The 23,530-nt window shown below is 70.6% G+C and carries 22 protein-coding genes and 5 tRNA genes; 11 read left to right on the top strand and 16 right to left on the bottom strand.

Going from position 1 to position 23,530, the window contains the following annotated elements; translation table 11 throughout:
• Positions 1-17: 17 nt before the first annotated feature.
• The 3 genes from AMK27_RS26130 to AMK27_RS26120 form a co-directional block, all read right to left on the bottom strand.
• A complete protein-coding gene (locus AMK27_RS26130) occupies positions 18-1,157 on the bottom strand; it encodes a D-alanine--D-alanine ligase family protein (RefSeq protein WP_073912835.1) in 1,140 nt (379 codons plus the stop codon).
• 112 nt (positions 1,158-1,269) lie between these two features.
• Entirely contained in the window at positions 1,270-2,271 is a 1,002-nt protein-coding gene (locus AMK27_RS26125; protein ID WP_073912833.1) for an NAD(P)H-dependent glycerol-3-phosphate dehydrogenase, read from the bottom strand.
• Entirely contained in the window at positions 2,268-3,020 is a 753-nt protein-coding gene (locus AMK27_RS26120; protein ID WP_073912829.1) for a lysophospholipid acyltransferase family protein, read from the bottom strand. Before AMK27_RS26120 ends, AMK27_RS26125 begins: the two co-directional genes overlap by 4 nt.
• Before the next feature lie 127 nt (positions 3,021-3,147).
• Between AMK27_RS26120 and cofC the strand changes: the two genes are divergently transcribed.
• Positions 3,148-3,795: a 2-phospho-L-lactate guanylyltransferase gene (gene cofC / locus AMK27_RS26115; protein WP_073912826.1), complete on the top strand. Its 648-nt coding sequence runs from the start codon at positions 3,148-3,150 to the stop codon at positions 3,793-3,795.
• Positions 3,796-3,805: 10 nt separating this feature from the next.
• On the top strand, positions 3,806-4,015 hold the full coding sequence (locus AMK27_RS43075) for a hypothetical protein (protein ID WP_030551092.1): 210 nt from the start codon (positions 3,806-3,808) through the stop codon (positions 4,013-4,015).
• 90 nt (positions 4,016-4,105) lie between these two features.
• Here AMK27_RS43075 and AMK27_RS26105 read toward each other — a convergent pair whose 3' ends face one another.
• The 4 genes from AMK27_RS26105 to leuC all read right to left on the bottom strand — a co-directional run bounded on the left by AMK27_RS26105 (position 4,106) and on the right by leuC (position 7,304).
• The gene (locus tag AMK27_RS26105) at positions 4,106-4,804 is read right to left on the bottom strand and encodes an HU family DNA-binding protein (RefSeq protein ID WP_073912823.1); all 699 of its coding nucleotides are present in this window, start codon (positions 4,802-4,804) and stop codon (positions 4,106-4,108) included.
• Between the two features lie 143 nt (positions 4,805-4,947).
• Positions 4,948-5,175 (bottom strand): hypothetical protein, encoded by a 228-nt coding sequence (locus tag AMK27_RS26100; RefSeq protein WP_030325570.1) that lies wholly within the window; start codon positions 5,173-5,175, stop codon positions 4,948-4,950.
• 104 nt (positions 5,176-5,279) lie between these two features.
• Complete coding sequence (gene leuD / locus AMK27_RS26095; RefSeq protein ID WP_073912819.1) at positions 5,280-5,873, bottom strand: 3-isopropylmalate dehydratase small subunit; 594 nt, start codon at positions 5,871-5,873, stop codon at positions 5,280-5,282.
• A 6-nt stretch (positions 5,874-5,879) separates the two neighbouring features.
• Positions 5,880-7,304 carry a 3-isopropylmalate dehydratase large subunit gene (gene leuC / locus AMK27_RS26090; RefSeq protein WP_073912816.1) on the bottom strand — a complete coding sequence of 475 codons (1,425 nt, stop codon included), beginning with the start codon at positions 7,302-7,304 and terminating at the stop codon, positions 5,880-5,882.
• Positions 7,305-7,444: 140 nt separating this feature from the next.
• Here leuC and ndgR point away from each other — a divergent pair, with 140 nt between their 5' ends.
• A complete protein-coding gene (gene ndgR, locus AMK27_RS26085; RefSeq protein WP_015036427.1) occupies positions 7,445-8,161 on the top strand; it encodes an IclR family transcriptional regulator NdgR in 717 nt (238 codons plus the stop codon).
• A gap of 130 nt (positions 8,162-8,291) precedes the next feature.
• Here the strand turns inward: ndgR and AMK27_RS26080 are convergent.
• The 9 genes from AMK27_RS26080 to AMK27_RS26040 form a co-directional block, all read right to left on the bottom strand.
• A tRNA-Glu gene (locus tag AMK27_RS26080) sits at positions 8,292-8,364 on the bottom strand.
• Positions 8,365-8,405: 41 nt separating this feature from the next.
• Positions 8,406-8,477, bottom strand: a tRNA-Gln gene (locus AMK27_RS26075).
• 14 nt (positions 8,478-8,491) lie between these two features.
• Positions 8,492-8,564: transfer RNA gene (locus tag AMK27_RS26070), tRNA-Glu, on the bottom strand.
• 84 nt (positions 8,565-8,648) lie between these two features.
• A tRNA-Glu gene (locus AMK27_RS26065) sits at positions 8,649-8,721 on the bottom strand.
• A gap of 42 nt (positions 8,722-8,763) precedes the next feature.
• Positions 8,764-8,835 (bottom strand) — tRNA-Gln (locus tag AMK27_RS26060).
• A 93-nt stretch (positions 8,836-8,928) separates the two neighbouring features.
• Positions 8,929-9,651, bottom strand: coding sequence for an HAD family hydrolase (locus AMK27_RS26055; protein ID WP_073912815.1), 723 nt, complete (start codon positions 9,649-9,651; stop codon positions 8,929-8,931).
• 26 nt (positions 9,652-9,677) lie between these two features.
• Positions 9,678-11,153, bottom strand: coding sequence for a glutamate--tRNA ligase (gltX, locus tag AMK27_RS26050; RefSeq protein ID WP_073912812.1), 1,476 nt, complete (start codon positions 11,151-11,153; stop codon positions 9,678-9,680).
• Complete coding sequence (locus tag AMK27_RS26045; protein WP_073912809.1) at positions 11,146-11,940, bottom strand: fumarylacetoacetate hydrolase family protein; 795 nt, start codon at positions 11,938-11,940, stop codon at positions 11,146-11,148. Before AMK27_RS26045 ends, gltX begins: the two co-directional genes overlap by 8 nt.
• 128 nt (positions 11,941-12,068) lie before the next feature.
• Complete coding sequence (locus AMK27_RS26040; RefSeq protein ID WP_073912806.1) at positions 12,069-12,272, bottom strand: hypothetical protein; 204 nt, start codon at positions 12,270-12,272, stop codon at positions 12,069-12,071.
• Positions 12,273-12,843: 571 nt separating this feature from the next.
• Here AMK27_RS26040 and AMK27_RS26035 point away from each other — a divergent pair.
• The 8 genes from AMK27_RS26035 to AMK27_RS26000 all read left to right on the top strand — a co-directional run bounded on the left by AMK27_RS26035 (position 12,844) and on the right by AMK27_RS26000 (position 23,458).
• Positions 12,844-16,650, top strand: coding sequence for a sensor histidine kinase (locus AMK27_RS26035; RefSeq protein ID WP_073912802.1), 3,807 nt, complete (start codon positions 12,844-12,846; stop codon positions 16,648-16,650).
• 9 nt (positions 16,651-16,659) lie between these two features.
• Positions 16,660-17,073 (top strand): roadblock/LC7 domain-containing protein, encoded by a 414-nt coding sequence (locus AMK27_RS26030; protein ID WP_030325548.1) that lies wholly within the window; start codon positions 16,660-16,662, stop codon positions 17,071-17,073.
• 159 nt (positions 17,074-17,232) lie between these two features.
• Positions 17,233-17,637, top strand: a complete 405-nt coding sequence (locus AMK27_RS26025) for a DUF742 domain-containing protein (protein WP_017235980.1) — start codon at positions 17,233-17,235, stop codon at positions 17,635-17,637.
• A complete protein-coding gene (locus tag AMK27_RS26020; protein ID WP_073912799.1) occupies positions 17,618-18,199 on the top strand; it encodes a GTP-binding protein in 582 nt (193 codons plus the stop codon). The genes AMK27_RS26025 and AMK27_RS26020 overlap by 20 nt, the downstream gene beginning before the upstream one ends.
• A 338-nt stretch (positions 18,200-18,537) precedes the next feature.
• Positions 18,538-21,831 (top strand): sensor histidine kinase, encoded by a 3,294-nt coding sequence (locus AMK27_RS26015; protein WP_073912796.1) that lies wholly within the window; start codon positions 18,538-18,540, stop codon positions 21,829-21,831.
• A gap of 7 nt (positions 21,832-21,838) precedes the next feature.
• Entirely contained in the window at positions 21,839-22,252 is a 414-nt protein-coding gene (locus AMK27_RS26010; RefSeq protein WP_026057603.1) for a roadblock/LC7 domain-containing protein, read from the top strand.
• Positions 22,253-22,344: 92 nt separating this feature from the next.
• A complete protein-coding gene (locus AMK27_RS26005) occupies positions 22,345-22,896 on the top strand; it encodes a DUF742 domain-containing protein (RefSeq protein WP_073912793.1) in 552 nt (183 codons plus the stop codon).
• A complete protein-coding gene (locus AMK27_RS26000) occupies positions 22,877-23,458 on the top strand; it encodes a GTP-binding protein (RefSeq protein ID WP_073912790.1) in 582 nt (193 codons plus the stop codon). The genes AMK27_RS26005 and AMK27_RS26000 overlap by 20 nt, the downstream gene beginning before the upstream one ends.
• Positions 23,459-23,530 lie beyond the last annotated feature (72 nt).

The raw sequence follows: 23,530 nt of genomic DNA, 5'->3' as shown, positions 1-23,530 counted from the left end.
GGGACGGGCCCCGGGGGTCAGCGCAGGCCCGTGGAGCGGGTCAGCGCGGCCTGGATGAGCCGGTCGACGAGCTCGGAGTAGCTCACGCCGCTCTCCTGCCACATGCGCGGGTACATGGAGATCGGCGTGAAGCCCGGCATGGTGTTGATCTCGTTGATGACGAACTCGCCGTCCTCGGTGAGGAAGAAGTCGGCGCGGACCAGGCCCTCACAGGAGACCGCCTCGTAGGCGGCGACGGCGAGGCGCTGGATCTCGGCGGTGGCCTCGTCCCCGATGGGGGCGGGCACGATGCCGGAGGCCGAGTCGATGTACTTGGCCTCGAAGTCGTAGAAGTCGTGGTCCGTGACCGGCGGGATCTCGGCCGGCACGCTCGCGCGCGGCCCGTCCTCGAACTCCAGGACGCCGCACTCGATCTCGCGGCCGCGCAGCAGCGACTCGACGAGGATCTTGGGGTCGTGGCGGCGGGCCTCCTCGACGGCCTCGTCCAGGCCGGAGAGGTCGTCGACCTTGGTGATGCCCATGGAGGAGCCGCCGCGGGCCGGCTTCACGAAGAGCGGCCAGCCGTGCTCGGCGGCGAACTCGACGATCTTCTTGCGGGCGGCGGCGGGGTTCTGGTCCCACTCGCGCGGCCGGATGACCTCGTACGGGCCGACCGGGAGGCCGAAGGAGACGAAGACCCGCTTCATGTACTCCTTGTCCTGGCCGACGGCGGAGGCGAGGACGCCCGCGCCGACGTAGGGGACGCCGGAGAGCTCCAGGAGGCCCTGGAGGGTGCCGTCCTCGCCGTACGGGCCGTGGAGCATCGGGAAGACCACGTCGACCTCGCCGAGGGCCCTCGGCACGGCGCCGGGCTCGGTGAGGACGACCTCGCGGTTGGCGGGGTCGACGGAGAGGACGACGCCGCCCTCGGAGGACTCGGCCAGGTCGGCGACGTTCGGCAGGGCGCGGTCGGCGATCGCCATGCGCTCGGGGGCGTCGGCGGTGAGCGCCCAGCGCCCGTCCGTCGTGATGCCGATGGGCAGCACGTCGTACTTGTCCCGGTCGATGGCGCTCAGGACGGCGCCCGCCGTGACGACGGAGATGGCGTGCTCGGAGCTGCGTCCGCCGAAGACGACGGCCACGCGCGGCTTGCGGGGGCTCTGGGTGTTCTCGCTCATATCGCGATGAGCGTACCCTGCGCGCCCCGAACGACCTTGCGACCCCGGCCCCCCTCGCGCGTCCGGCCTGGCGCGGCGGCGCGCGGGGACCGGGGACGGCACCGCCCGGTGGCTAGCGGCGCTCGGCCTTCGCGCTGCGCGACATCAGTTCCTTGAGGGCGACGACCGGCGGCTTGCCGTCGTGGACGATCGACACGACCGTCTCGGTGATGGGCATGTCGACGCCGTGGCGGCGGCCCAGATCGAGGACCGACTCGCAGGACTTGACGCCCTCGGCGGTCTGCTTGGTGGCCGCGATGGTCTCCTGGAGGGTCATCCCGCGGCCGAGGTTGGTGCCGAAGGTGTTGTTCCGGGAGAGCGGCGAGGAGCAGGTGGCGACGAGGTCGCCGAGGCCCGCGAGGCCGGAGAAGGTGAGCGGGTCCGCGCCCATGGCGAGGCCGAGGCGGGTGGTCTCGGCGAGGCCGCGGGTGATGAGCGTGGCCTTGGAGTTGTCGCCGAGGCCCATGCCGTTGGCGATGCCGACGGCGAGGCCGATGACGTTCTTCACGGCCCCGCCGAGCTCGCAGCCCACCACGTCGGTGTTGGTGTACGGGCGGAAGTACGGGGTCATGCAGGCGGTCTGGAGGCGCTGGGCGACCGTCTCGTCGACGCAGGCGACGACGGCGGCGGCGGGCTGCCGGGCGGCGATCTCCTTGGCCAGGTTGGGGCCGGTGAGGACGGCGACGCGCTCGGCGGGCACGTCGGCGACCTCGGTGACGACCTCGCTCATCCGCTTGGCGGTGCCGAGTTCGACGCCCTTCATGAGGGAGACGAGGACGGTGTCGGGCGCCAGCATCGGCGCCCAGGCGGCGAGGTTGCCGCGGAGGGTCTGGGAGGGGACGACGAGGACGGTGAAGTCGGCGTCGTGGGCCGCCTCCGCCGGGTCGGCGGTGGCCGTGATCGCGGCGGGGAGTTCGACGCCCGGCAGGTAGTCCGGGTTGACCCGGGAGGCGTTGATCTCCTTGGCGAGTTCGGCGCGGCGGCCCCAGAGGCTCACCTCGCAGCCCGCGTCGGCGAGCACCATCGCGAACGCGGTACCCCAGGATCCGTTTCCGAAGACGGCTGCCTTGGTCACTTGGTGCCCCCTTCGGCGGCCCTGCGCCGCTGCTCCAGGCGCGCCTTGCGGTGGTCGTACGGTTCGGCGGGCGCCCGCTCGCCGCGGATCTGCTCCAGGAGCGCGGTGATGGCGGCCATGATGACCTCGGTCGCCTCGCGGAGCACCTCGGGCGTGGGCTCGAGTCCGTAGAAGCGGGAGAGGTCGACGGGCGGACCGGCCTGCACGGTCAGCGTCTTGCGCGGGAACAGGCTGAGCTTGTTCTCCTTGGCGTACGGCGGCATCGCCAGGTTGGCGCCCCACTGGGCCACCGGGATGACGGGGGCCCGGGTGAGCAGCGCGACGCGCGCGGCCCCGGTCTTGCCCGCCATGGGCCACATGTCGGGGTCCCGGGTGAGGGTGCCCTCGGGGTAGAAGGCGACGCATTCGCCGCGCTCGATGGCGTCGACGGCGGCGCGGAACGCGTCGAGCGCGTTGGTCGTCTCCCGGTAGACCGGGATCTGTCCGGTGCCGCGCAGCATCATCCCGACGAAGGGGGTCTTGAAGAGGCCCGCCTTGGCGAGGAGGCGCGGGACGCGGCCGGTGTTGTACTGGTAGTGCGCGTAGGACAGCGGGTCCAGGTAGGAGTTGTGGTTGACCGCGGTGATGAAACCGCCGTCGGCCGGAATGTGCTCCATACCGCGCCAGTCCCGCTTGAACAGAACCACCAGGGGGGGTTTGGCGATGACCGCCGCGAGGCGGTACCAGAAGCCGATTCTGCGGCGGGGCACTCGTACACCTTTCTCCGGGACTGGCTGGCAGGGGGTCAAGTGTCGCCCCATGCTCCTGCTCTGTCGAGTGACACCGTACGCCCCGGGCCCTCCTGGGGACCCCGTGGGCGGGACAGAATGGGCCGCGATGAACACGCATGCGGACGACGGCTGGTCCCTGGTCGTACCCCTGAAGCCCCTTGCCCTGGCGAAGAGCAGACTGGCCGCGGCGGCCGGGTCCCGGCTGCGCCCGCGGCTGGCGCTGGCGTTCGCCGAGGACACCGTGGGGGCGGTGCTGAACTGCCCGCGGGTACGGGATGTGGTGGTCGTCACGGACGATCCGGCGGCCGGCGGGGCGCTCGCCGCCCTGGGCGCGCGGATCGTCCCGGACACCCCGGCGGCGGGGCTCAACGCGGCGCTCGCGCACGGGGTCCGCGCCGTGCGGGCCCGGCGGCCGTCCGCGCGGGTGGCGGCGCTCAACGCGGACCTGCCGGCGCTGAGGTCCGAGGAGCTGACCCGGGTCCTGGACGTGGCCGGAAGATTTCCGCGGGCTTTTCTCGCGGATGCCGCCGAAATAGGTACGACATTCCTCTCGGCGGGTCCGGGGGTGGAATTGGAACCGGCATTCGGAGGTGCGTCGCGGCTTCGGCATTTGTCTTCGGGCGCGGTGGAAATCCTGCTCGCGGGGGTCGATTCGGTACGCCGGGACGTGGACACGGGCGAGGACCTGGCGGCGGCCGGGGCGCTGGGGCTCGGCCCGCGGACGGCCGCCCGGTGGCTGCCGGCGGCCGGATAGGCTGCGGTCCATGCAGGCGACCGCGTTCACGTACGACCCCGAGACCCGCAGCGGCAGTGTGCTGCTCGACGACGGCACCCCCGTGGAGTTCGGGGCGGAGGCCTTCGAGGCGGGCGGGCTGCGGCTGCTGCGGCCGGGGCAGCGGGTCCGGATCGAGGCGGAGCCGGGCACGTCGGGGGCCGGCCTGCGGATCACCCTGGTGACGCTCCAGACGTTCTGACGCGCCCGGTCCCCGTCGGCGGGGCCCCGGACGCGCCGCGGGCCGGGCTCCCTGGGGGGAGCCCGGCCCGGCGGGTGTCTACCGCTCGTCCTACTTCTTGGCGGCGGTCTTCTTGGCGGTCGTCTTGCGCGCCGTCGTCTTCTTGGCGGGCGCCTTCGTCGCCGTGGCCTTCTTCGCGGCCGGCGCGGTCTTCTTGGCCGTGGCCTTGGTCGCCTTCTTCGCGGCGGCCGTGGTGGTCTTCTTGGCGGCGGCGGAGGTCTTCTTCGCCGCGGCCGTGGTGGCCTTCTTGGCCGGGGTCGCCTTCTTGGCGGCCGTGGTGGTCTTCTTCGCGGGGGTCGCCTTCTTCGCGGCGGCCGCGGTGACCTTCTTCGCCGGGGTCGCCTTCTTCGCGGCGGCCTTCTTGGCGGTGGTCGCCCGCTTGGCGGCGGCCTTCTTGACGGTGGCGGAGGCGCCACCGCTCAGGCTGCCCTTGGGGGCCTTCTTGACGGAGACCTCGCCGCCCTTGGGGAGCTTCTTGGAGCCGCTGACCAGGTCCTTGAAGCCCTGACCTGCACGGAAGCGCGGGACCGAGGTCTTCTTGACCCGCACCCGCTCACCCGTCTGCGGGTTGCGGGCGTAGCGGGCCGGACGGTCGACCTTCTCGAACGAGCCGAAACCCGTCACCGAGACCCGGTCGCCCCCGACCACGGCACGCACGATGGCGTCGAGCACGTGGTCGACGGCTTCGGCGGCCTGCTGGCGACCGCCCATCTTGTCGGCAATCGCTTCTACGAGCTGCGCCTTGTTCACGTCTTCCCCTTCGGAGACATTGCCAGAACGAAAGTGTTCAAGCTTTTTCGCACGTTAGGCATGTATATACCGCAAATCAAACACGAAACGGGCTAATCACCCTAGTGCCGCAACGCGGAAGATCCGCTGCGGAGTTCTTGGTGTCAGTCGTCCTCTGGGAATCGGCCCTCGTCGAGGTCCTTCATCAACCGGTCCAGACGCGTAGCCGCGTCCTTGAGATCGTGCTTCGCCGCGGCCGTCACGACCAGCAGCTTCCGGGACAGCGCCATCCTTACGCCCTCCGGGACTTGCAGTGAGCGCACTCTTGTGTGCGCTTCCTTCAATCGGGCGGCGACTGACTCGTAGAGCTCGAGTTGGCTGTCGCGTTCCATGCACCGATTGTGCCATCTAGGGCGAGTTGTCGCCCGACAGGGTCTCAACAAGCGACTGCGCCCCCCACCGGACGGTGGGGGGCGCAGTCTTGGAAAAGCGCTGCTCAGACGCTCATTGTACGGGGCTTGAAGGCCGGTCGTGACGCCTCATATGCCGCGATGTCGGCTTCGTTCTGAAGGGTGAGGCTGATGTCGTCGAGACCGTTCAGGAGCCGCCAGCGGGCGTTCTCGTCGAGCTCGAAGTCGGCGTCGATCCCGGCTGCCAGGACCTTCCGCCGCTCCAGGTCGACGGTGACCTCGGCGGTCGGGTCGGCCTCGGTCAGCTCCCACAGCGCGTCGACCGTCTCCTGCGGCAGGACCACGGTGAGCAGGCCGTTCTTCAGCGAGTTGCCGCGGAAGATGTCGGCGAAGCGGGCGGAGATCACGGCCTGGAAGCCGTAGTTCTGGAGCGCCCAGACGGCGTGCTCGCGGGAGGAGCCGGTACCGAAGTCGGGGCCGGCGACCAGGACCGAGGCGCCCTGCCGCTCCGGGCGGTTGAGGACGAACTGCTCGTCCTTGCGCCAGGCCTCGAAGAGGCCGTCCTCGAAGCCGTCGCGGGTGACCTTCTTCAGCCAGTGCGCGGGGATGATCTGGTCGGTGTCGACGTTGCTGCGGCGCAGCGGGACGGCCCGGCCGGTGTGCGTGGTGAAAGCTTCCATGGTTCCTCAGACCCCCGCGGTGGTGGCGACGTCGGACAGATCGGCCGGGGAGGCCAGATGGCCCAGGACGGCGGTGGCGGCGGCGACCTGGGGCGAGACCAGGTGGGTCCGGCCGCCCTTGCCCTGCCGGCCCTCGAAGTTGCGGTTCGAGGTGGACGCGGAGCGCTCACCGGGAGCCAGTTGGTCGGGGTTCATGCCCAGGCACATCGAGCAGCCCGCGTGCCGCCATTCGGCGCCGGACTCCTTGAAGACCTTGTCCAGGCCCTCCTCGACGGCCTGCAGGGCGACGCGCACCGAGCCGGGAACGACCAGCATGCGGACGCCGTCGGCGACCTTGCGTCCCTCCAGGAGGGCGGCGGCGTTGCGCAGGTCCTCGATGCGGCCGTTGGTGCAGGAGCCTACGAAGACGGTGTCGACCTTGATGTCGCGCAGCGCCTGCCCGGCGGTCAACCCCATGTACTCCAGGGCCTTTTCGGCGGCCAGGCGCTCCGAAGCGTCTTCGTACGAAGTCGGGTCGGGGACGTTCGCCGAAAGCGGCGCGCCCTGGCCCGGGTTGGTGCCCCAGGTGACGAACGGCGCCAGCGAGGCGGCGTCGATGACGACCTCGGCGTCGAAGACCGCGTCCTCGTCGGACCGCAGGGTCTCCCAGTACGCGACGGCGGCGTCCCAGTCCTCGCCCTCGGGGGCGTGGGCGCGGCCCTTCAGGTAGGCGAAGGTCGTCTCGTCGGGGGCGATCATGCCCGCGCGGGCGCCGGCCTCGATCGACATGTTGCAGATGGTCATCCGGGCCTCCATCGAGAGCTTCTCGATGGCGGAGCCGCGGTACTCCAGGATGTAGCCCTGGCCGCCGCCGGTGCCGATCTTGGCGATGATCGCCAGGATCAGGTCCTTGGCGGTGACGTCCTCGGGCAGCTCGCCGTCGACCGTGATGGCCATGGTGCGGGGGCGGGCCAGCGGCAGCGTCTGAGTGGCGAGCACGTGCTCGACCTGGCTGGTGCCGATGCCGAACGCCAGCGCGCCGAAGGCGCCGTGCGTGGAGGTGTGCGAGTCGCCGCAGACCACGGTGGTGCCCGGCTGGGTCAGGCCCAGCTGCGGTCCCACCACGTGGACGACGCCCTGCTCGACGTCGCCCAGCGGATGCAGGCGGACGCCGAACTCGGCACAGTTCTTGCGGAGGGTCTCCAGCTGCGCGCGGGAGACCGGGTCGGCGATCGGCTTGTCGATGTCGAGGGTCGGGGTGTTGTGGTCCTCGGTGGCGATGGTGAGGTCGAGGCGCCGCACCTGCCGGCCGTTCTGGCGCAGGCCGTCGAAGGCCTGGGGGCTGGTCACCTCGTGCAGCAGGTGCAGATCGATGAAGAGGAGGTCGGGCTCGCCCTCGGCGCGCCGGACGACGTGGTCGTCCCAGACCTTCTCCGCGAGTGTCCTACCCATCGCTTTCCCTCCGGCCGACGTCTACGCCGGCACAACTAGAGACCCGTTTCGCGGGCCGTTGTGCGGCCGCCTCACCAGAGTGACAAGTTCCGCAGGAAATTGAACTTGCGTTTCACAGAGTGAGACGCGAATATCGTTGCATGGACAACTCTAGCGGCGTAGGCGTTCTCGACAAGGCAGCCCTTGTCCTGAGCGCCCTGGAGTCCGGTCCGGCCACCCTCGCAGGACTGGTCGCGGCGACGGGACTCGCACGACCCACGGCACACCGACTGGCCGTGGCACTGGAACACCACCGGATGGTGGCGCGTGACATGCAGGGCCGGTTCATCCTCGGACCGCGCCTGGCGGAGCTCGCCGCCGCGGCCGGCGAGGACCGCCTGCTCGCGACCGCGGGCCCGGTTCTGACGCATCTGCGCGACGTCACCGGCGAGAGCGCCCAGCTCTACCGCCGGCAGGGCGACATGCGCATCTGCGTGGCGGCCGCCGAGCGGCTCTCGGGCCTGCGGGACACCGTCCCGGTCGGCTCGACGCTGACGATGAAGGCGGGCTCCTCGGCGCAGATCCTGATGGCCTGGGAGGAGCCCGAGCGGCTCCACCGCGGCCTCCAGGGCGCCCGCTTCACGGCGACGGCCCTGTCGGGCGTACGGCGCCGCGGCTGGGCCCAGTCGATCGGCGAGCGGGAGCCGGGCGTCGCGTCCGTCTCCGCGCCCGTGCGCGGGCCGTCGAACCGCGTGGTGGCCGCCGTGTCGGTGTCCGGTCCGATCGAGCGCCTGACGCGCCACCCGGGCCGTATGCACGCCCAGGCGGTCATCGACGCCGCGGCCCGTCTCTCCGAGGCGCTCCGCCGCACCGGCTGACCCGCCGGCCCGTCTTCTGTTCGTACCGGCCCACCGCTTCAACGCCGCAGCGGTGGGCCGGAGTTGTCCGTACGCATGACGCCCAACAGCGAAGAAGCCCTCCCCCGAAGGGAAGGGCTTCTTCGTTCTGTACCCCCGACCGGATTCGAACCGGCGCTACCGCCTTGAGAGGGCGGCGTGCTAGGCCGCTACACAACGGGGGCCTTTGCGGATCAGATCCGCGGGTGCAGATGAGCTCTGCGAGCTGGCCTACCTGGACTCGAACCAAGAATGACGGTACCAGAAACCGTAGTGTTGCCAATTACACCATAGGCCATGGTGGTTACACCGTACCCCCGACCGGATTCGAACCGGCGCTACCGCCTTGAGAGGGCGGCGTGCTAGGCCGCTACACAACGGGGGCCCTAGCGATCCCACCCGGTCGGAACCGGGTGATGTCACCGTAGATCCACCGGGAGCTACCCAAGTGACCTACAGGATGGATCAGTACCCCCGACCGGATTCGAACCGGCGCTACCGCCTTGAGAGGGCGGCGTGCTAGGCCGCTACACAACGGGGGCTTTGTGGATGCCATCCACAGGTTGCAGATAAAGCTCTGCGAGCTGGCCTACCTGGACTCGAACCAAGACTAACGGAACCAGAAACCGTCGTGCTGCCAATTACACCATAGGCCACCGGGGCAATGTCCCCACCAGGGAGGATCTTGCTCGGCTTGCGCTTTCCGGGTTCTTGCCTTTCGGCTTGTTCCCCTCGGCGCAGGAAGAACATTACCCGAAGGTGGACGGTGCTCCAAAACGGGTATGGCCTCCCAGCAGGGCCGGAAGCTCACGGAGGCTCGTGATCCGCTTCAGTTCGGGGCGTCCGCCGGTGTCCGCCCGGTCCAGCCAGATGCCCCGCAGCCCCGCCTCCACGGCACCCCTGGCGTCGATGTCCGGCTGGTCCCCCACGTACGCCACCTCGCTCGGGCGCAGGTCAAGGGCGGTGCAGGCGGCGTGGAAGGCCTCCGGGGCCGGCTTGGCCACCCCGAGCTCCGCCGCGCACAGGACGGCCTCGAAGCGGTCCCGCACGCCGAGGACCCGCAGCTTCCGGTCCTGGTTGTGGAGGCTGGAGTTGGACAGAATCCCGTGACGATAGTCATCGGCCAGCAGGTCCAGGACGGGGAGGGCGTCGGGGAAGAGTTCCCAGGCCGCCTCGTAGTGGGAGACGTACCGCTCGAACCAGCCGTCCGCCTCCGCGGCGGTCAGGGCCGGCCGCTCCAGGAAGTCCCGCACGCGCTCCCTGCGCTGCTCCTGGAAGTCGACCCCGCCGGCCTCGAAACGGCGCCAGTGGAGCACGGTCAGCTCCCGCCAACGACCGAGGGCCTGGTCGACGGATGCGTATCCGTCCACCAGGCCCTCGGCCGTCAGGTGCGCGCTCATGCCGACGTGGTCGGCGCGGGCGTAGTCGAAGATCGTGTCGTCGACGTCCCACAGCACCGCGCGGATGGTCATGGACCGACCGTACCGCGCGGCAGGGGTCAGGCGGAGAGCTTCGCCAGAGCCGCGTCGATGCGGGTCAGGGTCTTCTCCTTGCCCAGGATCTCCAGGGACTCGAAGAGGGGCAGGCCGACCGTGCGGCCGGTGACGGCCACGCGGACCGGGGCCTGCGCCTTGCCGAGCTTGAGGCCGTGCGCCTCGCCGGCGGCCAGCACGGCGTTCTTGAGGGACTCGGGGTCGCTCCAGTCGGCGCCTTCGAGCTTCTCGCGGGCGGTGGTGAGGAGGGCCGCGGGCTCGCCCTTCATCGCCTTGTCCCACGAGGGCTGGTCGAAGACCGGCTCCGCGAGGAAGAGGAAGTCCACGTTGGCCGTGATGTCCGAGAGGACGGTGACGCGGGTCTGGGCGTGCGGCGCGATGGCCTCCCAGGCGGTCTGGTCGAACTCCTCGGGCGCCCAGTTGGCGAAGGGGGCCCGCAGCCAGGGCTCGCAGGCCTCGGCGAACGCCTTCACGTCCAGCATGCGGATGTGGTCGGCGTTGATCGACTCGGCCTTCTTGAGGTCGAAGCGCGCCGGGTTGGCGTTGACGTCGGCGATGTCGAACTTCGCCACCATCTCGGGGATGGTGAAGATGTCCTGGTCGGCCGAGAAGGACCAGCCGAGGAGCGAGAGGTAGTTCAGCAGGCCCTCGGGGAGGAAGCCGCGCTCCCGGTAGAGGTTGAGGGAGGCCTCCGGGTCCCGCTTGGAGAGCTTCTTGTTGCCCTCGCCCATGACGTACGGCAGGTGGCCGAAGGAGGGGATCTCCTTGGCGACGCCCAGCTCGATCAGGGCCTTGTAGAGCGCGACCTGGCGGGGGGTGGAGGAGAGCAGGTCCTCGCCGCGCAGGACGTGGGTGATCTCCATCAGCGCGTCGTCGACCGGGTTGACCAGGGTGTACAGCGGGGCGCCGTTGGCCCGGAGGATGCCGTAGTCCGGCACGTTCTCCGGGGTGAAGGTGAGCTCGCCGCGGACCAGGTCGGTGAAGGTGATCGGCTCGTCGGGCATCCGGAAGCGGACGATCGACGCGCGGCCCTCGGCCTCGTACGCCGCCTTCTGCTCGGCGGTGAGGTCGCGGCAGTGGCCGTCGTAGCCGGAGGGGCGGCCGGCGGCGCGGGCGGCGGCGCGGCGCTCGTCGAGCTCCTCGGTGGTGCAGTAGCAGGGGTACGCGTACCCGCCGGCGAGCAGCTTGTCGGCGACGTCCTTGTAGATGTCCATCCGCTGCGACTGGCGGTACGGGGCGTGCGGGCCGCCGACCTCCGGGCCCTCGTCCCAGTCGAGGCCGAGCCACTTCAGGGAGTCGAGCAGCTGGTTGTACGACTCCTCGGAGTCGCGCGCAGCGTCGGTGTCCTCGATGCGGAAGACCATGGTGCCCTCGTTGTGCCGGGCGAAGGCCCAGTTGAAGAGGGCGGTGCGGACCAGGCCCACGTGGGGGTTGCCGGTCGGCGAGGGACAGAAACGGACGCGGATGTTCGCGTTAGCCACGCTTGATCACCCTATTGGTGAGAGTGCCGATGCCTTCGATGGTGACGGCGACCTCGTCGCCGACGTTGAGGGGGCCGACCCCGGCGGGGGTGCCGGTGAGGATGACGTCTCCGGGGAGCAGCGTCATGGCCTCGGTGATGTGGACGACCAGGTCCTCGATGGAGCGGATCATGTCGCTCGTCCGACCCAGCTGGCGCTGTTCGCCGTTGACCGTGGCCTGGATGGTCAGGTCGCTCGCGGCAGCGATGCTCAGGTCCGTCTCGACCCAGGGGCCCAGCGGGCAGGAGGTGTCGAAGCCCTTGGCGCGGGCCCACTGCTTCTCGCGCTGCTGGGCGTCGCGGGCGGTGACGTCATTGGCGCAGGTGAAGCCGAAGATGACGTCCTTCACGCGCTCGCGGGGCACCTCGCGGCACATGCGGCCGATGACCACGGCCAGTTCGGCCTCGTGGTGCAGCTCGTTGGAGAAGGAGGGGTACTCGATGGCGTCGCCGGGGCCGATCACCGAGGTGGTCGGCTTGAAGAAGGCGACGGGGACGTCGGGGACCTCGTTGCCGAGTTCGGCGGCGTGCTCCGCGTAGTTGCGGCCGATGGCCACGACCTTGTTGGGAAGCACGGGCGGCAGGAGCCGTACCTTGCTCAGCGGGACCTTGGTGCCGCTGAGCTCGAAGTCGGTGTACGGGATGCCCTTGATGATGTCGAGGACGAGGCCGCCGGATTCGACGCTTCCCTCGCCCTCGACGGCGCCGAAGGCCACATTGCCGTCGATGGAGAATCTGGCGATGCGCACGAGTGCTGTCGCCCCTCACTTGGTGCTGGCTGGAGTCTGACGCTCCAGGCTAACGCGGCGCGGGGCGGCCGACCGGCGATGTCACGGGGGCCGTGACAAGGATGACGCGGCTGGGTCCGGGGGTGGCGTCAGCGGGTCGCGGAGGCGTACGGCTGCGGCTGGTAGGGCGCCGGGGGCTGCATGAGGACGGTGCGGCGCGGGTTGGCCGTCTTCGCCGGCAGCGCGACCGCGTACTCGGGGAGGGCGACCCGGCCGAGCTCTGCGGCGTCCGAGAGGTGGACGAGGGTGGAGCGGCGGGGGTTGGCCGTGGTGCCGGGCGTCGTCGTCTTCATCGCGGTGATCTGACCTTGTTCCGGAACGGGCGCCGCGTTCGGGCGCGAAGGGGTGTAAAGCGTCAGGCTAAACATGCGATTCCCTTCGAATGCATGGCTAAGACATCGATCACCGTGTGAGTTTGCTCACCACGGGCGCCACATTCCAGGCATTACGGACTGTCGCCTGTCGCCACGGAAAGGGACATTACGCCACTGAATGCTCTATTCCGCTCCTGATCATGTCGACTGGGACACACAGGTACGCGCAGCCATTGGACCGGAAAAGTCCGAATCCTCCGTGATCATCTTCTACATGGGGTGACGCTTCGGGTACGGGTTGTCATGACCCTCGCGACGCGACACGCGGCCCTTGTTGGAGGTCCGGCACTGTGCTGGAATTCCACGCACCGCCGCGGGTTTCAAGCCGGCGCGCAGGGGGCGCAACGCAGCGCCGGCCTAGTGGCGGGGAAGGGGGAGCTGCGCCGGTCACCGACGACCACCTGGGGTGCCCTCCACGCACCCCGATTGACACCGACACCGTCCTCTCCGTTCATCCGGAAGGACGCCTGGTCCAGAGGTTGCGACGCTAGTGCAGGGACGTTTCAAGAGGGATGGCTCGGGGTCTCCCCAGGCCCGTCAGGGCCGAGCGGATGCTCCGGCGGAGCAGGAACCGCGTGCCGGGACCGACCGCGGTCCCTCGGCCTCGCACACCCCGAACCAGGGTCAGGGCCCGTCCGGCGAGGGCGGTGACGGCGGCAGGCGCGCGAGCGCCGCGGCCGCGTCCGCCGAGCCGTCCGACGCACCCCCCAAGGTCCGGGCCGAGAACGAGGTCGGACCTCGAATAGCCCTGCGCAACTGGCGCATCTCCACGCGCCTGGTCGCGCTCCTCACCCTCCCCGTGGTCGCCGCGACCACCCTGGGCGGCATCCGCATCAGCGAGTCGCTCCAGGACATGGAGCAGCTCGACCACATGCAGCTGCTCACCAAGCTGACCCGAGAGGCCACCGACCTCGCGCAGGCCCTCCAGTCCGAGCGCGACCTCTCCGCGGGTCCGCTCTCCAACGGCCGCCCGGTCAGCGACTACCAGGTCGCCAACCCGCGCCGTAAGACGGACCTCGAGTACAAGGCCTTCCTCCAGGCCACGGAGGCCATCCCGGCCACCGAGGGCGACGAGGCGCTGCGCAGCATCCGGCAGAACGTCAACCAGATCGCCTCGCAGGTCAGCGGTCTGCACACGATCCGGAGCAACGCGTACGAGAAGGACGTCTCCCACTCGGTGACGGTCGAGGCGTACAGCCGTCTCATCCGCTCGCTGCTCAGCCTGTCCCAGGACATGGCGCAGGCGACCAGCAACCCCGAGATGATCAAGCGGACCCGCGCGCTCGCCGCGTTCTCGTCCGCCAAGGAGTACGCCTCCATCCAGCAGGCGATCATCGCCGCGGCGCTGCCGCCGAGCGACCGGACGTCCGGCGACATCCAGCAGGGTGACCGCCTCTACGCCGAGGCCGCGCTCAACTCCGAGGGCCGCGAGCTCCAGTCCTTCCAGGCGATCTACGAGTCGACCGGCGGCGACGCCACCGAGCGCCTCGCGTCCCTCAACTCCGGCAACCCGTCGATCACCGCCGCCGAGAAGTACGCCGAGCGTGTCCTCAACATGGACAACGCCATGAAGACCGGCGACAAGCGCGGTCACCTGAACTTCACCGACGAGTACGGCACCAAGATCGCCACCATGAACCGCATCGAGCGCGGTCTGCTCGGCGACATGGAGAGCCTGGCCCGTGAGCTCCGCCAGGAGTCGCAGCGGGACGCCATCGTCAACGGTGCGCTGATCCTCCTCGTCCTCGGCGTCTCGCTCATCGGCGCCTTCGTCGTGGCCCGGTCCATGATCCGCTCGCTGCGCCGGCTCCAGGACACCGCGACCAAGGTCGCCCAGGAACGCCTGCCCGAGCTCGTCAAGCAGCTCTCCGAGTCCGACCCGCAGGACGTCGACACCTCCGTCGAGTCCGTCGGTGTGCACTCCCGGGACGAGATCGGCCAGGTGGCCGCGGCCTTCGACGACGTGCACCGCGAGGCCGTCCGCCTCGCCGCCGAGCAGGCCCTCCTCCGGGGCAACGTCAACGCGATGTTCACCAACCTCTCGCGCCGTTCCCAGGGCCTCATCCAGCGTCAGCTCTCGCTCATCTCCGAACTGGAGTCGCGCGAGGCCGACCCGGACCAGCTGTCCTCGCTCTTCAAGCTCGACCACCTCGCGACGCGTATGCGCCGTAACGGTGAGAACCTCCTCGTCCTCGCCGGTGAGGAGCCCGGCCGCCGCTGGACCCGCCCGGTCCCGCTGGTCGACGTGCTCCGTGCCGCCGCCTCCGAGGTGGAGCAGTACGAGCGCATCGAACTCGCCTCGGTCCCCGCGACCGAGGTCGCCGGCCGGGTCGTCAACGACCTCGTCCACCTCCTCGCCGAGCTGCTCGAGAACGCCACCTCGTTCTCCTCGCCGCAGACGAAGGTCCGGGTCACCGGTCACGCGCTGCCCGACGGCCGGGTGCTCGTCGAGATCCACGACACCGGCATCGGCCTCTCCCCCGAGGACCTCGCCGCGATCAACGAGCGGCTCGCGTCGCCGCCCACCGTGGACGTCTCCGTCTCCCGCCGCATGGGTCTCTTCGTGGTCGGCCGCCTGTCCCTGCGACACGGCATCCGCATCCAGCTGCGCCCCTCCGACTCGGGCGGCACCACCGCGCTCGTCATGCTGCCGGTCGACGTCGCCCAAGGCGGCAAGAAGCCGATGCCCAAGCCGGGTGCCGGCGGCCAGGGCGCGATGCCGCCCGGCGCCTCCGCCCCGGGCGGCCGGCTCCCCGCCGGTCCCGGCGCGGCCGGTGGCCCCGGCGGACGTCCGGGCCAGGGCGGTGCGCCCTCGGGCGGCCTGCTCGGCGGCGGCGCTCCGCGCGGCCAGGTCGGTACGAGCGGTCCCCGGCCCGCGCTGCCCGCCCGTGACGGCGCGCCGCTCGCCGGCGGCCCGCAGGGTGCCCCGCAGTCCCGCACCCCGCAGCCGCAGAACGCCTCCCTCGACCGGACCGGTCAGCTGCCGCAGGCCCCCCAGGCCCCGCAGAGCGGCGATCCGCTGCGGCCGGGCCCCGGTGGCGGCGGTCTCATCGGCGGCGCCGCGAGCGCCATCCCGTCCCGTACGGACGTGTGGGGCAGCCAGGGCGCCCCGCAGGCCGGACCCGGCGCCCCGCAGCACGCGCCGCAGGGCCAGGGTGCCGCGCAGACCGGTGGGTTCGAGTTCCCGCGCGCCGAGCTGCCGGGTGGCAACCCCCAGCAGCAGCGCCCGCAGGGCGCGAGCTGGGGCAACGACCAGGCCCAGCAGCCGGTCCGCCGCCCGCAGCAGGAGATGTCCCCGCTGGACGCGCCGCGCGGTCACGAGGACCCGGAGACGACCGGCTCGTTCCCGGCGCCCCAGGGCCCCGGCTCCACGGGTCAGTTCCCGCGTCCCGACTTCGGCGCCCCGCAGTCGCAGGGCCGTCCGCAGCAGGCCCCGCAGCAGCAGGCCCCGCAGGCGTACCAGGGCGGTGCCCAGGACCCGGCGTCGACGGCGCAGTTCCCGCGCCCCGACTTCGGCGCCCCGCAGGGCCCCGGCTCCACGGGCCAGTTCGCGCGGCCCGACTTCGGCGCACCGCAGCAGGCACCGCAGCAGGCCCCGCAGCAGCAGGGCTTCCAGGGCGGCCAGCAGCAGCAGTTCGGCCGGCAGCCCTATGTGCCGCAGGCGCAGCAGCAGGCCCCGCAGCCGCCGGCCCCGCGCCAGCGCACCGGCGGCGACTTCGGCGCCCAGCGCCCGGAGCCGGTCCAGCCGCAGCAGCGTCAGCCGCAGGGCCAGCAGCCGCAGCTCCAGCAGCCCCGCCGTCCGGAGGCCCTGCCGCCGGCGGGCGCGGGCGCGGGTGACGGCCGTACGCCGCTGTACGACACGCTGGAGACCAACTGGTTCCACCAGGAGCAGGCCCAGCAGCAGGCACAGCAGCAGGCGCAGGCCCCGGCCGCGCCGCAGCCGTCCGCTCCGGCGCAGCGTCCGGCCGGTGACCCGGCCGACGGCCGCCAGAACGGCGGGGCCGCCTGGCGGACCTCGCCCAACGACGAGCTGGTGCGCCAGGCCGAGCGGGTGCGCAAGCCCGCGGCCGGCGGTGTCACCACCTCTGGTCTTCCCCGGCGTGTGCCGAAGGCCAACCTCGTACCCGGGACCGCACAGGAGCAGGCCCACTCGGCCGGCCCCCAGGTCTCGCGTGCACCCGACGACGTCCGCGGCCGGCTGACCAATCTGCGCCGCGGTATCCAGCAGGGCCGGCAGGCAGGTAACTCGACCACGGGTAATCACCACCTCGGTCCGAACCATCAGCAGGAGCGTTAGTTGAACGCGATGAGCCAGGCGGCGCAGAATCTGAACTGGTTGATCACCAACTTCGTGGACAACACCCCTGGGGTGTCCCACACGGTGGTGGTCTCCGCCGACGGACTCCTGCTGGCCATGTCCGAAGGATTCCCCCGCGACCGTGCCGACCAGCTGGCGGCGGTCGCGTCCGGACTGACCTCGCTGACCGCGGGTGCGTCCCGGATCTTCGAGGGGGGCCCCGTCGCGCAGACCGTGGTGGAGATGGAGCGCGGCTTCCTCTTCCTCATGTCGGTCTCCGACGGTTCGTCGCTGGCCGTGCTCGCGCACCCCGAGTGCGACATCGGCCTCGTCGGCTACGAGATGACGCTGCTGGTCGACCGGGCCGGCAGTGTCCTCACCCCGGACCTCCGCGCGGAGCTCCAGGGAAGCCTGCTCCACTAGCCGGTTCGCCTCCGGGACAGAACCCCACCGCACGACCGATCGACAGGGCGGTACGCCCCTCCGTACCGCCCTGGCACCGTTATCCGTCCGGCCGCCCCACCCGGCCCCCCACCGGCCCCATCAGACGGCAGAAGGTTTGCTGTCACGCCCGGAGGATTCATGACCCCGCCCCCCGCCTCTCACGATCCGTACGGCGCCTCAGTCGACGAGTACGGACATGAGGGCGACCAGCCGCTGGTGCGTCCGTACGCGATGACCGGCGGCCGGACCCGGCCGCGCTACCAGCTCGCCATCGAGGCACTGGTCAGCACCACGGCCGACCCGGCGCACCTCGCCACGCTCCTCCCGGAACACCAGCGGATCTGCCACCTGTGCCGTGAGGTCAAGTCGGTGGCCGAGGTGTCGGCGCTGCTGTCGATGCCCCTCGGTGTCGCCCGCATCCTCGTCGCCGACCTGGCGGAGGCCGGCATGGTGGCGATCCACCAGCCGGGCAACGGAGAGACCGGCGGCACGCCGGACGTGACTCTGCTCGAAAGGGTGCTCAGTGGACTTCGCAAGCTCTAGCGGCGGCGCGGCCCGTTCAACCACCAGCGCGAAGATCGTGGTGGCGGGTGGCTTCGGCGTGGGCAAGACCACGTTCGTCGGCGCCGTCTCCGAGATCAACCCGCTGCGTACCGAGGCCGTGATGACGTCCGCCTCGGCGGGTATCGACGACCTCACGCACACCGGTGGCAAGACGACGACGACCGTCGCCATGGACTTCGGCCGCATCACCCTGGACCAGGACCTGATCCTGTACCTCTTCGGTACGCCCGGTCAGGACCGCTTCTGGTTCATGTGGGACGACCTGGTCCGCGGCGCCATCGGCGCCGTCGTCCTCGTCGACACCCGCCGCCTCGCCGACTGCTTCCCCGCGGTCGACTACTTCGAGAACAGCGGCCTGCCCTTCGTCATCGCCCTCAACGGCTTCGACGGCGCACAGCCCTACCAGCCGGAAGAGGTCCGCGAGGCCCTCCAGATCGGCCCCGGCACCCCCATCATCACCACCGACGCCCGGCACCGCGCCGACGCCAAGAGCGCGCTCATCACCCTGGTCGAGCACGCCCTCATGGCCCGGCTCAAGTAGTCGGACGACCAGGGCGGTTGTCCTATGCCACGCGAGGGGCGGTCTGTGTCGTTCGACACGACCGCCCGCGCGTTCATAACATTTCGACAGAGAATTGGGGCGCCTCGGACACCCGACGCATTCGATCGGTGCCGCTGCGCTCACCTGAGCCCCGTCTTTTGACGGGGCTCGCTCTTTATGCCCGTTTTATACGAGCCTCAGGCCCGTGAAACCGGCCGCGTCCCACTGTTTGGAACCGACCCCCTTCACGTGCTGCAATTCATGAACTCCCGAGTAGTACGGCCCTGAACGAAACACCGGCACAACGTAGGTGCCGACGCCGAGAGGTTGTTGGTCGAGTGAGGCGCAGCAAGGAAAGCTCCGCGGAGCAGGAGACACGGGGCAACTTCACCCCGCCGTCGCGCACGGCGATGTCGCCCGCGGACGTGCCCGTGACGCAGCCTGCCGTGGCCCCCGCACCGGGCAGCTCCAGCAAGCTTTCGCCCCGCAACTGGCGGGTGCCCACCAGGCTGAACGCGATCCTCTGCATACCCGTGCTGGTCGGCCTCGTCATGGGCGGCTTCCAGGTCAAGGGGTCGATCGACACCTGGCAGGAGGCGCAGGACGCCGAGAAGACGGCGCTCATCGTGCGCGCCGCATCGGAGTACAGCACCGCTCTGCTCAACGAGCGCGACCTCACCGCGGCCCCCCTGCTGGCGGCGAAGACCGCCGAGGACCGCAAGAGCGACGAGGTCACGAAGGCGTACGCCGCGACCGACGCCGCCAAGGTGAAGTTCGACGAGGCCGCCAAGGACCTGCCCTCGGGCCAGGGCCTGGAGCGCCGGCTGAACCTCTTCCGCGAGGAGGAGCCGAAGCTCGAGGCGCTGCGCAAGGCCGCGTACACCCGCTCCCTCGACCCGGTGAACACCCAGCTCCAGTACACCGGCGTCCAGCACTACCTCACCGAGTTCTCCAACGAGCTCGGCCTCGGCACCGGCAACGTCACGGCCTACGGCCGCAGCGTCTACGCCATCCAGCTGGCCAAGGGCGCCGAGTCCCTCCAGCGCTCCATAGGCACCCAGCTCCTGGTCCGGCCCAGCCGCACCGAAGCCGTCTTCGCCCAGCAGTCCGTGGCGTTCAACTCGTACAACTACCTGGAGCAGATCGCCCTCGGCGAGTTCTCCTCCGGTGGTATGCCCGAGGACGTCGAGATGCTGAAGAAGGTCATGGCGGGCAAGGCCGCCGCGGGCGCCAAGCAGATGCAGGCCGCCGGCCTCGACCTGCCCAAGGGCAAGGACGGCTCCGTCTACTCGGGGGCGGCCACCGCGATCGGCACCGCCAAGGACCCCGACGGCCTCGCGTCGCTCAAGGCCAAGGGCATCACGGCCGAGTCCTGGGTGGCGATCGCCACCGCCAAGTTCGAGGGCTACTCCGAGGTCGAGAAGGCCCTGGTCGACAAGGCCGTGGCCGAGGCGATCAAGATCTCCGACGAGGCGAAGACGGACGCCTGGGTCAACGGCGGCATCGTCGTCATCGCCCTGCTCGCCGCCTTCATCCTCGCCGGGATGATGGCCCGCCAGATGAGCCGCGCCATGTCGCAGCTGCGGACCGCCGCCTTCGGCATCGCCGAGCAGCGCCTGCCGATGCTGGTCGACCAGCTGTCCCGCGCCGAACCCGGCCGCGTCGACACCCGCGTGCAGCCGATCCCGATCGACACGCAGGACGAGATCGGCGAGGTCGCCCGCGCCTTCGACCAGGTCCACCGCGAGGCCGTCCGGCTCGCCGCCGAGCAGGCCATGCTCCGGGGCAACGTCAACGCGATCTTCACCAACCTCTCGCGCCGCAACCAGTCGCTGATCGAGGGCCAGCTGACCCTCATCACCGACCTGGAGAACAACGAGGCCGACCCGGACCAGCTGGAGAACCTCTTCCGCCTGGACCACCTCGCGACCCGTATGCGCCGCAACGGCGAGAACCTCCTCGTCCTCGCCGGCGAGGAGCCGGGCCGCCGCTGGGACCAGCCGGTCCCGCTGGTCGACGTCATGCGCGCCGCCTCCTCCGAGGTGGAGCAGTACGAGCGCATCGAGCTCGCCGGCGTGCCGGAGGCCGAGATCCACGGCCAGGCCGTGACCGACCTCGTGCACCTGCTCGCCGAGCTCCTGGAGAACGCCACCACGTTCTCCTCCCCGCAGACCAAGGTCCGCGTCACCGCGACCCGTCTCCCCGACGGCCGTGTGATGGTCGAGATCCACGACAAGGGCATCGGCCTCACCGCCGAGGACTTCGCGGACATCAACCACAAGCTGGCCAACCCGCCGACCGTGGACGCGGCCGTCTCGCAGCGCATGGGCCTCTTCGTGGTCGGCCGGCTCGCCGACCGCCACGGCATCCGGGTCCAGCTGCGCCCCTCGGGCGAGCAGGCCGGTACGACCTCGCTCGTCATGCTGCCGGACGCGATCACGCACGGTGGCGGTGGCGAGCAGCCGATCCAGGACGACTTCACGGTCTCCCAGATCATTCCGCAGCAGCACCAGCCGAACGCCTTCGAGAGCGCCCCGCCGCAGCAGCAGCCGATGCTGACCGCCGCCGACCTCGGCTTCGACGACTCCCGCTACGAGCAGCCGGCCGAGGAGGAGCACCAGCTCGACCCGGTCGACCGCTCGCTCAAGCGCGAGGGGCGGCGTGCCGCCCTGGAGGCCCAGGCGCAGGGTGGCGACCGGCCGCTCTTCCGCGACGAGGCGGAGCAGCCGGACGAGTACGGGCAGCAGGGCCAGGAGTACGGCCAGGCGCAGGAGTACGGGCAGCAGCAGGGCCACGAGTACCCGGCCGAGCAGTACGCCCCGGCGCAGGACTACGGGCAGCAGCAGTCGCAGCAGCCTCAGCAGTCGCAGGGGTTCGGCCAGGAGTACGCGGCCGGGTTCCCGCAGCAGCAGCAGGACGGCTACGCGTACCCGCAGCAGGGCTACGAGGCCTACCCGCAGCAGGGCTATGCGGAAGCTTCGTACGAGACCCCGGGAACCGAACACCAGCAGTACGGCAATGCGTTCGATACCCAGTCCCACCAGGGAGACTGGCAGGATCAGAGCGCTTACCAGGGCGGCTACCAGCAGCCGTTCGGAGCGGAATCGGAATCTGCCCCGAGCGCTCCCGAACAGGCCGCCGACCGCGTAGGCTTCGACCGTCCGGGTCCGACCCCGAGTGCCGCCCCGGACGCCGGTCACGCGCTGACCGACGCCGGACTGCCGCGCCGCGGCAGCGTCGCCTCGCCGACCCAGCAGGCGCCGCAGCAGCAGGCACCGCAGCAGGCGAAGCCCGCGCAGCCGGCGCAGGAGCAGCAGCAGAACGACGCCGACCCCACCGACGAATGGCGCTCGACCAACGACGAGCGCTGGCAGCGGGCCGGGAAGCTCAAGGACCCGAAGGCGGGCGGGGTCACCTCGTCCGGCCTTCCCCGCCGGGTCCCGAAGGCCAACCTGGTCGAGGGCACGGCTGAGCAGACCCCGCAGGGCGGCCCCCAGGTCTCCCGCGCACCCGAGGACGTGCGGGGCAGGTTGAGCAACCTGCGCCGAGGCGTCCAGCAGGGACGCAGCGCGGGAACGGACACGAACGGATCGGGCCTCGGCCCGGGCAGTACCTACAACCAGGAGCGTTAGTGTGAGCATGAGCCAGGCGGCGCAGAATCTGAACTGGTTGATCACCAACTTCGTGGACAACACCCCCGGGGTGTCCCACACGGTGGTGGTCTCCGCCGACGGACTCCTGCTGGCGATGTCCGAGGGTTTCCCCCGTGACCGCGCCGACCAGCTGGCGGCCGTCGCCTCCGGACTGACCTCGCTGACCGCGGGCGCGTCCCGGATCTTCGAGGGTGGTGCGGTCAATCAGACCGTGGTGGAGATGGAGCGCGGCTTCCTCTTCATCATGTCGATCTCGGACGGCTCCTCGCTGGCCGTGCTCGCCCACCCCGAGGCGGACATCGGTCTCGTGGGCTACGAGATGGCGCTGCTCGTGGACCGCGCGGGCACCGTCCTGACTCCCGACCTCCGGGCGGAGCTTCAGGGAAGTCTTCTCAACTAACAGACAGACAGTGCGTTTCGCGCCACCGCCCCGTAAGGTGCGGTGGCGCGGTTCCAAGGGACATGGACCGCGAGGCAGTCGGAGGAGGAGACGTGGGAACACCACCGGGCTCAAGCCCCTACAACGGTTATGACGGGCACCAGCCGCTCGGCGAGACCGCGCAGAACCGGTTCAACTTTCCCTCCGCCCCGAGCAGACAGGGCGTATCGCAGCCCTATCGGCAGCCTCACGCCCAGCCCGCGGGTGCGCAGGGCTCCTCGCGTGCCCAGTCCGCCGCAGGCTCCAGCAGCTCCGGCGGCTCGCACAACCCGCTGGTGCGTCCGTACGCGATGACCGGCGGCCGGACCCGGCCGCGCTACCAGCTCGCCATCGAGGCACTGGTCAGCACGACGGCCGATCCGTCCCGGCTGCAGGGGCAGTTGCCCGAGCACCAGCGGATCTGCCGGCTGTGCTTCGAGATCAAGTCGGTCGCCGAGATCTCGGCCCTTCTCTCCATCCCCCTCGGCGTCGCCCGAATCCTCGTGGCCGACCTGGCAGAGGCCGGGCTCGTCGCCATCCACCAGCCGGGCGGCGACGAGGCCGCCGGCGGTCAGCCAGACGTGACACTGCTCGAAAGGGTGCTCAGTGGACTTCGCAAGCTCTAGCGGCGGCGCGGCCCGTTCAACCACCAGCGCGAAGATCGTGGTGGCGGGTGGCTTCGGCGTGGGCAAGACCACGTTCGTCGGCGCCGTCTCTGAGATCAATCCGCTGCGTACCGAAGCCGTCATGACGTCTGCGTCCGCGGGCATCGACGACCTCACGCACACCGGCGACAAGAAGACGACGACCGTCGCCATGGACTTCGGCCGCATCACCCTGGACCAGGACCTGATCCTGTACCTCTTCGGTACGCCTGGTCAGGACCGCTTCTGGTTCATGTGGGACGACCTGGTCCGCGGCGCCATCGGCGCCGTCGTCCTCGTCGACACCCGCCGCCTCGCCGACTGCTTCCCCGCGGTCGACTACTTCGAGAACAGCGGCCTGCCCTTCGTCATCGCCCTCAACGGCTTCGACGGCGCACAGCCCTACCAGCCGGAAGAGGTCCGCGAGGCCCTCCAGATCGGCCCGGACACCCCCATCATCACCACCGACGCCCGGCACCGCGCCGACGCCAAGAGCGCGCTCATCACCCTGGTCGAGCACGCCCTCATGGCCCGCCTGCGGTAGCTGTCCCCCGGCGCCCGTACCGAAGGCCGCGTTCCCTCAGGGGGACGCGGCCTTCGGCGTGCACGGCGCGTC

Origin of the sequence: Streptomyces sp. CB02009, from assembly GCF_001905825.1 — a bacterium.
Taxonomy (GTDB): domain Bacteria; phylum Actinomycetota; class Actinomycetes; order Streptomycetales; family Streptomycetaceae; genus Streptomyces.
The sequence above is the reverse complement of the archived record's forward strand: the minus strand, read 5'-3'. Positions and strand labels throughout refer to the sequence as shown.